Here is a 10,329-nt window from a genome sequence, read left to right on the forward strand (position 1 = left end):
AAGCGTCAGATGGCACACCACATAATTGATGTCGACTGAGCTGGCCTCTTCCCGGCTAAAGCCGGTCCCACATGAGTCCGCGTCGTCCGGGCTGGACCTGCCGTCTGAACTTGAACAGATAGACGCGTGGGGCGTATCTGTTACGCCGCCGACAGGCTTTTGATGTCAGTAGGACCGGCTTTAGCCGGGAAAGCGTCAGATGGCACACCACATAATTGATGTCGACTGAGCTGGCCTCTTCCCGGCTAAAGCCGGTCCTACAGGGCTGTATCCATCCCCTCAACCAAACCGATAAATGTCCATCCCCAGCGCACCCATCGTGAACCCCTGGTGCTCAATACTGAATTTCCCGCCCGCCGCCCTCGCGAAATACAGCGGCAGCAGGTGTTCATCCGTCGGGTGATTGCGCGCGGCATGCGGCGCCTGGTTTCGATAGTCGTGCAGGGCTTCAAGGTCGTCCGCCGCCAGCTTGTCCACCATCCAGTCGCGGAACGCCAAGGCCCACGGTGTGATGCTCTCCGGTCCCGCGTGCCAGTCCAGCTCTCGCAGGTTGTGGGTGATGCTTCCCGAACCGATCAGCAAGAAGTTCTCCTCGCGCAGTCGGTTCAACGCCTGTCCTACCCGGGTCTGGAGGACAGGGCCCATGCGTGTCGGCAGTGAAACCTGCACGATGGGGATGTCCGCCTGCGGGTACATCAACGACAGCGGCACCCAGACCCCATGGTCGAACGGCCGTTGGGTGTTCATGCGCGCCGGCAGGTCCGCCTCCGCCAACAGTTCCAGCACGCGGTGAGTCAGCTCCGGCATGCCGGGCGCCGGATACTGCACGGCGAAGAGTTCAGGAGGGAAGCCGCCGAAGTCATGCCAGGTCTCCGGCTGCGGATTGCCGTTGACCAGCAGTTCATTGCTTTCCCAGTGCGCCGAGACAATCACGATGGCCTTGGGGCGCGGCAGGGCGGCGGCCAGACGCGCGAGTGCAGGCCCGCTTTCGCCCGGTTCGAGCGCAAGCATGGGCGAGCCGTGGGAAATGAACAGGCTAGGCAGCATTTGCAGTGTCCTGAGCGTATAAGGTGAGTGGCATGATCGGGCAGTACATCCATCTAAATCTAATATAAGTTTTCGTCCGTTTTGATCGGGATATCAGGAGTGTCTATGGAGCCGCGTTTTTGGCATGAGCGCTGGGCGATCAATCAGATCGGTTTCAATCAGGCGTCTGTGAATTCGCATCTGTTGCGCCTGTGGCCAGAGCTCACCGCCATGCCGGGGGAACGCGTGCTGGTGCCGTTGTGCGGCAAAAGCATCGACATGGTCTGGCTGCTCAACCAGGGTTTTCACGTGGTGGGCGCGGAATTGTCTGAGATAGCGGTGGCGGGATTCTTCAGCGAGAACGGCCTGCAGCCGACGATCGAGGAGCGTGGCGCGCTCAAGCTTTATCGTGCGGAGGGCTGCGAGATCTGGTGCGGCGACTTCTTTGCCCTCAAGCGCGAAGACGTTGGCGACTGCACCGCATTCTACGACCGAGCCGCCCTGATCGCGCTGCCACCGGACTTGCGCTGGCGTTATGTCAAACAGCTCAATCACTTACTGTCCAACGACGCCTGCGGTTTGCTGGTGACGCTGGACTATGATCAGTCGCTGATCGCCGGTCCGCCGTTCTCGGTGGATGAGGATGAGGTGCTGCAGCTGTTGTCCCCCGATTGGCGGGTCAAGCGCGTCGCGGATCTGGACGTGCTGGAGCAGGGCGTGAAGTTCAAGCAGGCGGGCGCGACGTCCCTGATGGAATATGCGTATCGACTGTATCGCCGATAGCGCAGCGCCAGGAAACGAGCACAAAAGAAAAGGGCGACTTCACGTCGCCCTTTCTCGTACAGCTATCACGGAATCAACCGCGGCGACGAAGCGCCTCGATGCGTTCTTCCAGCGGCGGGTGGCTCATGAACAGCCCGGCCAGGCCGTGCTTCAAACCACCGTTGATGCCGAACGCCGTCATGCTCTCAGGCATTTGCACCGGAACGCCCTGTTCCGAACGCAGACGCTGCAGAGCGCTGATCATCGCGCCCGTACCGGCCAGGCGGGCACCGGCGTCGTCGGCGCGGTATTCACGCTTGCGCGAGAACCACATGACGATGGCGCTGGCGAGGAAGCCCAGCACGATTTCAGCGAAGATGGTCGCGATGTAGAACGCGATGCCACGGCCTTCTTCGTTCTTGAAGATCACCTTGTCGACGAAGTTGCCGATGATCCGCGCGAAGAACATGACGAAGGTGTTGACCACGCCCTGGACCAGCGCCAGCGTGACCATGTCGCCGTTGGCCACGTGACCGATCTCGTGAGCCAGCACCGCCTTCACTTCATCGGGCGAAAAGCGCTCCAGCAGGCCCTGACTCACCGCAACCAGCGCGTCGTTCTTGTTCCAGCCGGTGGCAAAGGCGTTGGCCTCGTAGGCAGGGAAAATACCCACTTCCGGCATCTTGATGCCCGCATCGCGGGACAGTTGTTCTACGGTCTGCAGCAGCCATTGCTCATGGCGGGTGCGGGGTTGGGTAATGATCTCGGTGCCCGTGCTCATCTTCGCCATCCACTTGGAGATGAACAGCGAGAACAGCGAACCGGCGAAACCGAACACAGCGCAGAAGATCAGCAGCTGATTGAGGTTCAGATCAACCCCGTTGGCCGCCATGAACCCGTTGAAGCCAAAAAGGCTCAGGGTGATGCTGGCAATCAGCACGACCGCAAGGTTAGTGGCCAAAAACAGCAAAATGCGCATCATGGTTAAGAGTTTCTCCTCAGGAAGAATATGTAACGTACTGCGGGGGTATATAAGGTGATGTCGGGGCGTATTCAACCGGGCGATCATTTCAAACTGTGTCGTTTGCTGTCGCCCCGGCGATAAGTGTCATCGGCGAGAGGGTAAGGGCAGAGCGATTGCGCCTGAATCGGCCTGAGCCGGCTTGCGGGCGGGCACCTGCGAGCCGGCTCCATCAGGTCCGTTACTGCTTGTAAGTCTTCAGAAAATTGCCGATCCGGCCAATGGCCTGTTCCAGGTCATCCACCCGCGGCAGCGTCACCACGCGGAAGTGGTCCGGCCACGGCCAGTTGAATGCCGTGCCCTGAACGATCAGCAGTTTTTCCGAGAGCAACAGGTCCAGCGCGAACTTCTCGTCGTTGTGGATCGGGCAGACTTTCGGGTCGATGCGCGGGAAGGCATACAGCGCACCCATCGGCTTCACGCAACTGACGCCCGGGATGTCGTTGAGCAATTCCCAGGTACGGTTGCGCTGTTCCAGCAAGCGGCCCGGCGGCAGGATCAGGTCATTGATGCTCTGATAGCCACCCAGGGCGGTCTGGATCGCGTGCTGGCTGGGCACGTTGGCACACAGCCGCATGTTTGCCAGGATGTCGATGCCTTCGATATAGCTCACTGCGTTGTGCTTGGGCCCGGAAATGGCGATCCAGCCCGAACGGAAACCCGCTACGCGGTAGGATTTCGACAGCCCGTTAAAGGTCAGGCACAGCAGGTCGGGTGCCAGCGACGCGGTGCAGATGTGCACGGCGTCGTCGTAAAGAATCTTGTCGTAGATTTCGTCGGAGAAGACCACCAGATTGTGCTGACGGGCAATCTCCAGCATCCCCAGCAACACTTCACGGGAATAGACGGCGCCGGTCGGGTTGTTCGGGTTGATGATCACCATGGCCTTGGTGTTCGGCGTGATCTTGGCCTTCATGTCTTCCAGATCAGGCCACCAGTTGGCCTGCTCGTCACACAGATAATGCACCGGGTTGCCGCCTGACAATGCCACGGCTGCGGTCCACAGCGGGTAGTCCGGCGCCGGCACCAGTACTTCGTCGCCGTTATTGAGCAAGGCCTGCATCGACATCACGATCAGTTCCGAGACGCCATTGCCCAGATAGATGTCTTCGATGCCAACACCTTCGACCTGCTTCTGCTGGTAGTACTGCATCACCGCCTTGCGCGCGCTGAACAGACCTTTCGAATCGCTGTAGCCCTGAGCCATGGGCAGGTTGCGGATCACGTCCTGCAGGATTTCGTCCGGCGCCTCGAAACCAAACGGCGCCGGGTTGCCGATGTTCAGCTTGAGGATGCGATGGCCTTCCTCTTCCAGGCGCTTGGCGTGCTTGAGCACCGGCCCGCGAATGTCGTAGCAGACGTTGGCGAGCTTGTTCGATTTGCTGAACTGCATGGTGATTGGTCCCGAAAAGAGACGGCCCGCTGTGTGAAGAAGCGCAGACCGCTGAGCATGACGCCATCAAAATGGGTTTGTACGCGAGAAACGCGGGTGACAGACTGGCGTCCAACGAAGGCGCAATCATACGTGCCACCCGATCCGTGGAAAAGACACAGATCGGGCTTTTTCATTTACGGAGGTCTACCCGTGGCTAAGCTGGATAAAACCCTTGAAGAATGGAAAGCGATGCTCGATCCGGAGCAGTACAACGTCTGCCGGCTGAAGGGCACGGAGCGTCCATTCAGCGGCAAATACAACGAGACCAAGACCGACGGCATTTACCACTGCATCTGCTGCAACGAGCCCCTGTTCGATTCGAAGACCAAGTTCGATTCGGGTTGCGGCTGGCCGAGCTTCTACGCGCCGCTTGAAGGGAGTGCAGTGGTCGAAGAGCGCGACGTCAGTCACGGCATGATCCGCACCGAAGTGGTCTGCAGCAAATGCGATGCTCACCTCGGCCACGTGTTCCCGGACGGTCCGCCGCCCACCGGTCTGCGCTATTGCATCAACTCCGTGTGCCTGGACTTGGTGCCGCGCAGCGCCTGATGCAGGCTTATCACCGGCAACAATGGGATAGCGCGCCGGACAATGGCGCGCTAGCTTGGCGGTTTACAATTTCGAGGCATCGCCATGAGCGACGAACTGCTGAACATTCCGGTGCAAACGATCAAGGGCGAGCAAAAGACCCTGGCTGATTTCGGCGGCAAGGCGGTACTGGTGGTGAACACCGCCAGCAAGTGCGGTTTCACCCCGCAATACAAGGGCCTTGAGGAGTTGTGGCAGGGCTACAAGGATCGCGGGCTGGTGGTGCTGGGCTTTCCGTGCAACCAGTTCGGCAAGCAGGAGCCGGGCAACGAAGGCGCGATTTCCGACTTTTGCGAACTGAACTACGGGGTGAGCTTTCCGCTGTTCAAGAAGATCGACGTCAACGGCAGCCACGCCCACCCTCTGTTCGTGCAGCTCAAGAAGCGCGCGCCGGGGCTGCTGGGTTCGGAAGGCATCAAGTGGAACTTCACCAAGTTTCTGGTGGGCCGTGACGGCAAGCTGGTCAAGCGTTATGCCCCATTGACCAAGCCGGAAGACATCAAGGCCGACATCGAAGCGCTGTTGAAAGAACACGCGACTGGTTGATCGAAGCAGGCTTTAATGCGGCTGTTCCACGGGGATCCACTGATCCAGCAACGCCATCAATTCCTCGCGACGAAACGGCTTGGCCAGGTAGTCGCTCATGCCCGCGGCCTTGCAGTGTTCGCGTTCTTCCGGCATCGCGTTGGCCGTTAGCGCGATGATCGGCAGATCCGACCAGCGCCCGATTTCCCGGATTCGGCGGGTGGCGTCATAGCCGTTCATCACCGGCATGTTGCAGTCCATCAGCACCAGATCGAAGTGGTCCTGCTCGAGTTGCTGCAGCGCCTCGGCGCCATTGCTGCTGATGACCACATCGCAGCCGAGCTTGCCGAGCATGCCCTTCGCCACCAGTTGATTAACCGGGTTGTCCTCTACCAGCAAAATACGCGCCCGATGGGTGGGTGAGGGGCCACCCTGTTCGTGGCTGATACCTGCCTGACCGTCGGCATCCAGAATGCGCTCAAGGCTTTGATGCAGGACGTTGCGCGGCAACGGCCGGGCCTGCTGCTGCAGCGGTGCCAGGATCGCAACCTGCTCGCCGGGCATGAAATTGCCGTACGCCGTCACCAGCAACACCGGCACCGTGCACGCTTCGCGGATCGCCACCAGGCATTGCGGGCAATCGGTGATCAGCAGGTCTGCGTCGGCGTCGGGTGGCGCGCCTTCTGCCAGCGGCTGACAGGTAACGCCCCATTCCGGCAGCAGTCCGCTGAGCATTTCCAGCAAACCGCTGCCTGCGTCGCTGGCCACCAGTACCTTGCCCTTCAGCAACGGCCATTGCAGCGCGGGCGTGTGTGCCGGCAGCGGCAGGTCCACACGAAATCGGCTGCCGACGCCGACAGCGGACTCGATACTCAATTGCCCGTTCATGGCGTCGGTCAGGTTGTGGGTCAGGGTCAGGCCCAGGCCGGTTCCGCCGTACTGCCGGGTGATCGCGGCTTCGGCCTGGGTAAACGGCTGGAAGATCTTCGCCTGAGCGTCCTGCGCGATGCCGATGCCGGTGTCGCAGACCTCGATGCGCACGTGGTCGCCGTGCTGACCGAGGCGCACGTCCACGCGGCCGGCGCGGGTGAACTTCAGCGCGTTCGAGAGCAGATTGCTGACGATCTGCCGCACCCGGGTCGGGTCACCCAGCACGGACGCCGGAAAGCGCGGGTCGATCAGGCAGGTCAGCTCGACATTCGGCGCCGCGTTTTGCGACAGCAGGCTGGCGGTGTCTTCGATCAAGGCGGCGAGATCGAACGGAATGCGCTCAAGCTCTACCTGGCCGGCGTCGAATTTCGACAGGTCGAGAATGTCGTTGAGCAGTTCGACCAGCACCTTGCCCGAGTCGTGGGCGATGGACAGCTGCTGGCGCTGTTCCGCACTCAGCGGGCCATCGAGGGACAACGCCAGCATGCCCAACAAGCCATTGAGCGGCGTGCGGATTTCATGGCTCATGTGGGCCAGAAACGCCGAGCGCGCGTGGGCCATGTCCAGCGCGGTACTGCGCGCGATCTGCAGTTCTTCGTTGGACTGGCTCAGCCGGGCGTTGCTGGCTTCGAGCTGATTGGTGCGCGCGGAGACGATGTCTTCCAGCTCGTTGAGATGATCGGTGAGCCGGTTTTCCGCCTCCCGCCGCCGCGCGAACTCACTGGCCACGCTCTCGAACTGCCGATTGGTGACCGCCACCAGCACGCCGATTTCGTCTTGCTCATGGCCGCGCGGGCAGGGCACCGGCGGCTGAACGGGGCTGCGCGGATCCCGTTCGGACAGCGCACGGATCATGCCCGTCAGCGGTTTGGTGAGGGTGAAGTAAAACAGCGCCAGCAACAGGCCGGCCAGCACCAGGCTGCGCACGAAGCCGTTGACCAGGGTAATCACGGCCCGCTGCAGGAAATGGCTGCCGAATGCGAAGGTGTCGACGTCCAGGTGCAAGGTGCCGATCGACTCGTCAGGCATGTGGTCCAGATGCAGCATGTCTTCGAACTGCCGACTCCCGCCGAACAGGAAATCACTGACCATCCGGTAAGCGCTGTTCGCCAAGGGTCGAGACACGGCAGCGAGCTGAACGTTGTTGTTATCGGTCAGCCGCGCGCCGACCACGGCCGGGGAGTGCAACAGGCCGAGGGTCAGTTCTTGCGCCAGTTCTGCGTCCAGGTTGTACGCAATACGCGAGGCGGGGTTGTGGCTGATTTGCAGCAAGGAGCGAATTTCACGATCGATGGACGCGTCTTCGCTGGCATAATCGAGGGCAATTTGAAACAGGCTGAGCAGCGTGCCCAATACAAAGCCGATCAGCACAGTCAAACGGGCCTGTTTGAATGACAGCCGGTGGGTGATCGGTATATCCATAAAGGCACTGTCACTTCTTGTGTCCGTCGCATGGCAAGCATAGCTGATCGCGGCCGGGCGTTAACCCGTTAAATCAAGGAGAAACCGTGGATTCTCGATTGAACGCATTTCTGGAGCGCGCCGAGTCGGTACTGGCGCGTCTCGAACCTCTGTTGCCGGCGGTGCGTCAGCCCGTCGATTGGGAGACGACGCTGGCCGCGCGCTGGGTGCACGAAGGCCGCGGCGGTTACCTGATGCCGCTGGAAGTCACGCTGGACATGCGCCTGTCCGACCTCATCGGCGTCGACCGCCAGCGCGAGCAACTGGGCCGCAATACCCAGCAGTTTATCGACGGCCTGCCCGCCAACCATGCGCTGCTCTGGGGATCCCGTGGCACGGGCAAGTCGTCGCTGGTCCGCGCCTTGCTGGCCGAGCACGCCAAAGCCGGCCTGCGCCTGATCGAGATCGAGCGCGATCATCTGGGCGATCTGCCGCGTGTGGTCGAGCAACTGCAGAAGTTGCCCCAGCGCTTCGTACTGTTCTGCGATGACCTGTCGTTCGAATCCGGTGAAGGCGACTACCGGGTGCTCAAAAGCGTGCTCGACGGTTCGCTGGAGCAAGCGCCGGACAACGTCCTGCTGTACGCCACGTCCAACCGCCGTCATCTGGTGCCGGAGAAGGAGAGCGATAACGCTCACTGGCAGCGTGGTGACGACGGCGAGATTCACCCGAGCGAAGCGGTCGAGGACAAAATTGCGTTGTCGGACCGTTTCGGCCTCTGGCTTTCGTTTTATCCCTTCACCCAGGAGCATTTCCTGGATGTGGTGGAGCACTGGATTGGCGAACTGGCGACCAAGGCCGGCCTGCAATGGCAACGCGATGAAGCGCTTGAGATCCACGCCGTGCGCTGGGCGACCGGCCGTGGCAACCGCAACGGTCGTTGCGCGTATCAGTTCGCCCGTTATTGGGTAGGTTTGAAAATGCTGGAGCAAGACGCATGATCGATTTGAATTCTGCAGGGGAGGGCCTTGATGGCTACCGCCTGCTGGCTGCACAACTGGAATCCCTGCTGGCCGACGAGCGCGACTTCATCGCCAACGCGGCGCAGTTTTCGGCCTTCCTTTATAGCCAGCTCGACGACTTGAACTGGGCAGGCTTCTACCTCAATCGCAACGAAGAGCTGGTGCTGGGTCCGTTCCAGGGCCAGATCGCCTGCGTGCGCATTCCGTTCGGCAAGGGCGTCTGCGGCACGGCGGCACAGAGCCGCGAAACCCAGCGCGTGCACGATGTCCATGAGTTTCCCGGACATATCGCCTGCGACAGTGCTTCCAATAGCGAGGTGGTGGTGCCTTTGATAAAGGACGGAAAGCTGATTGGCGTTCTGGATCTGGACAGCCCGAGTGTCGGGCGCTTCAGCGAGGAAGATCAGGCGGGGATTGAGCGGCTGGCGGCGATTTTCCTGGAATCAACCGATTGCTGATATGAAGTCCTGACGCACCGTGTTGCGCGGTGCGTCAGGCGTCAGCCATCAGTCGTAGATAGCTTTCTTTTTCCACTCGGCGTCGGCGTCCACGACCTTCAAGCCTTCGGTCAGCTCGTTATTGTCGTCTTCAGTCGGTGCAATGGTGTCCAGCACCATGGAGTTGGCCTTGGCCAGTTGCCGTTCCATGGCCTGCAAGTGGGCTTTCCACGGCGCGGGCTCAGGCTGATTTTTCAGGTATTGAACGCCGCGCTCAAAGGCCAGACGGGCCTGGCCAGGCTGCTCCTGACTCATCGCGTGCTGGCCCAGGTTGTTGAAGAACTCGATGTGCAGCAGCACCAGCAAATTGCGGATCTCGCGAATCCAGTGCTTGGCTTCAGCTGTTTGCAGGAAACCATCGTGGGCCGCTCGCGTGACCTGGCCGTGCATGGCTTCTAAAAGAAAGCGCACATCCTTGGCCTTGGCTTCGGTCTGAATCGGGCTCGCCGGGTTGCTGACCGTGATCGCGTCACCCTGGGCCACCAGCGCTTCCAGTTCAGCCTGGCGTTCCTGAAGGTTCGGGTTGTTCCTTTTTTCCAGAGCGAGCAGGCGCTTGACCACGTTCAGCTCCAGGCGCACCAGCAGCAGCTTGAGCGCCGGTGTCATCAGCTGACCGGGGAAGGTTTCCGACAGCTCGCTGCAGCGACGCAACCGATCATTGAGCTCGACCATGCTTCGCGCGCGCTCGACCTTTTTGCCTTCTGCGACATGATTCAGATAGCCCACCGCAATGAGGAGCACGATGCCTGCTACAACCAAGAAGGTGATAAAGAGTGGTGTCACCGCACAAGCCTCAGTCAAGTAATTTGCGCGAGTGTAGTGGCTATCCACTATCGCGGGAAGGTGGTCCTGTCACTCCGCCTGATATTCCCCATGGCGGCTGACACGTGTGTATCGGCCGTTCATTGCCTAAATAGAGGGCGAAGTCATTGATTTGAATATATTTTCACTGAGGGGTTGACGACCCCTATATCCATCCATAGAATGCGCGCCACTTGCAGCGTAAAGCACACAGCAGAGCGTAGCAGGGAGTGAATGTTGTAGCGTGTCCCCTTCGTCTAGTGGCCTAGGACACCGCCCTTTCACGGCGGTAACAGGGGTTCGAGTCCCCTAGGGGACGCC

General features: G+C 60.6%; 10 protein-coding genes and 1 tRNA gene. 6 read left to right on the forward strand and 5 right to left on the reverse strand.

Annotated elements, in window-relative coordinates; genetic code table 11:
• Positions 1 to 279 precede the first annotated feature (279 nt).
• Positions 280 to 1,047 carry a DODA-type extradiol aromatic ring-opening family dioxygenase gene (locus AC07RO_RS03875; RefSeq protein ID WP_495085305.1) on the reverse strand — a complete coding sequence of 256 codons (768 nt, stop codon included), beginning with the start codon at positions 1,045 to 1,047 and terminating at the stop codon, positions 280 to 282.
• 105 nt (positions 1,048 to 1,152) lie between these two features.
• On the opposite strand from AC07RO_RS03875, the gene AC07RO_RS03880 reads away from it, so the two are divergent.
• Positions 1,153 to 1,809 carry a thiopurine S-methyltransferase gene (locus AC07RO_RS03880; RefSeq protein ID WP_495085306.1) on the forward strand — a complete coding sequence of 219 codons (657 nt, stop codon included), beginning with the start codon at positions 1,153 to 1,155 and terminating at the stop codon, positions 1,807 to 1,809.
• A gap of 73 nt (positions 1,810 to 1,882) precedes the next feature.
• Here AC07RO_RS03880 and htpX read toward each other — a convergent pair whose 3' ends face one another.
• A complete protein-coding gene (htpX, locus tag AC07RO_RS03885) occupies positions 1,883 to 2,770 on the reverse strand; it encodes a protease HtpX (protein WP_037011815.1) in 888 nt (295 codons plus the stop codon).
• 220 nt (positions 2,771 to 2,990) lie between these two features.
• The gene (locus AC07RO_RS03890; protein ID WP_065993069.1) at positions 2,991 to 4,202 is read right to left on the reverse strand and encodes a pyridoxal phosphate-dependent aminotransferase; all 1,212 of its coding nucleotides are present in this window, start codon (positions 4,200 to 4,202) and stop codon (positions 2,991 to 2,993) included.
• A gap of 192 nt (positions 4,203 to 4,394) precedes the next feature.
• Here AC07RO_RS03890 and msrB point away from each other — a divergent pair, with 192 nt between their 5' ends.
• Positions 4,395 to 4,793: a peptide-methionine (R)-S-oxide reductase MsrB gene (gene msrB, locus AC07RO_RS03895; RefSeq protein ID WP_346630569.1), complete on the forward strand. Its 399-nt coding sequence runs from the start codon at positions 4,395 to 4,397 to the stop codon at positions 4,791 to 4,793.
• 84 nt (positions 4,794 to 4,877) lie between these two features.
• Positions 4,878 to 5,378 (forward strand): glutathione peroxidase, encoded by a 501-nt coding sequence (locus AC07RO_RS03900; protein ID WP_423572781.1) that lies wholly within the window; start codon positions 4,878 to 4,880, stop codon positions 5,376 to 5,378.
• A gap of 12 nt (positions 5,379 to 5,390) precedes the next feature.
• Here AC07RO_RS03900 and AC07RO_RS03905 read toward each other — a convergent pair whose 3' ends face one another.
• Complete coding sequence (locus AC07RO_RS03905) at positions 5,391 to 7,709, reverse strand: hybrid sensor histidine kinase/response regulator (RefSeq protein ID WP_495085307.1); 2,319 nt, start codon at positions 7,707 to 7,709, stop codon at positions 5,391 to 5,393.
• Positions 7,710 to 7,795: 86 nt separating this feature from the next.
• Here AC07RO_RS03905 and AC07RO_RS03910 point away from each other — a divergent pair, with 86 nt between their 5' ends.
• Positions 7,796 to 8,689 carry an ATP-binding protein gene (locus AC07RO_RS03910; protein WP_282367379.1) on the forward strand — a complete coding sequence of 298 codons (894 nt, stop codon included), beginning with the start codon at positions 7,796 to 7,798 and terminating at the stop codon, positions 8,687 to 8,689.
• Positions 8,686 to 9,168 (forward strand): GAF domain-containing protein, encoded by a 483-nt coding sequence (locus tag AC07RO_RS03915; RefSeq protein WP_282367377.1) that lies wholly within the window; start codon positions 8,686 to 8,688, stop codon positions 9,166 to 9,168. The genes AC07RO_RS03910 and AC07RO_RS03915 overlap by 4 nt, the downstream gene beginning before the upstream one ends.
• Before the next feature lie 48 nt (positions 9,169 to 9,216).
• Here AC07RO_RS03915 and AC07RO_RS03920 read toward each other — a convergent pair whose 3' ends face one another.
• The gene (locus tag AC07RO_RS03920; RefSeq protein WP_192172765.1) at positions 9,217 to 9,990 is read right to left on the reverse strand and encodes a hypothetical protein; all 774 of its coding nucleotides are present in this window, start codon (positions 9,988 to 9,990) and stop codon (positions 9,217 to 9,219) included.
• 264 nt (positions 9,991 to 10,254) lie between these two features.
• Between AC07RO_RS03920 and AC07RO_RS03925 the strand changes: the two genes are divergently transcribed.
• Positions 10,255 to 10,327 (forward strand) — tRNA-Glu (locus AC07RO_RS03925).
• Positions 10,328 to 10,329 lie beyond the last annotated feature (2 nt).

Source organism: Pseudomonas sp. GW821-FHT07F05, assembly GCF_059418765.1.

Bases quoted from the DNA above. Each gene is read 5' to 3' on its own strand.
- AC07RO_RS03875 (WP_495085305.1), bottom strand. From the start codon at position 1,047: ATGCTGCCTAGCCTGTTCATTTCCCACGGCTCGCCCATGCTTGCGCTC.
- AC07RO_RS03880 (WP_495085306.1), top strand. From the start codon at position 1,153: ATGGAGCCGCGTTTTTGGCATGAGCGCTGGGCGATCAATCAGATCGGT.
- htpX (WP_037011815.1), bottom strand. From the start codon at position 2,770: ATGATGCGCATTTTGCTGTTTTTGGCCACTAACCTTGCGGTCGTGCTG.
- AC07RO_RS03890 (WP_065993069.1), bottom strand. From the start codon at position 4,202: ATGCAGTTCAGCAAATCGAACAAGCTCGCCAACGTCTGCTACGACATT.
- AC07RO_RS03900 (WP_423572781.1), top strand. From the start codon at position 4,878: ATGAGCGACGAACTGCTGAACATTCCGGTGCAAACGATCAAGGGCGAG.
- AC07RO_RS03905 (WP_495085307.1), bottom strand. From the start codon at position 7,709: ATGGATATACCGATCACCCACCGGCTGTCATTCAAACAGGCCCGTTTG.
- AC07RO_RS03915 (WP_282367377.1), top strand. From the start codon at position 8,686: ATGATCGATTTGAATTCTGCAGGGGAGGGCCTTGATGGCTACCGCCTG.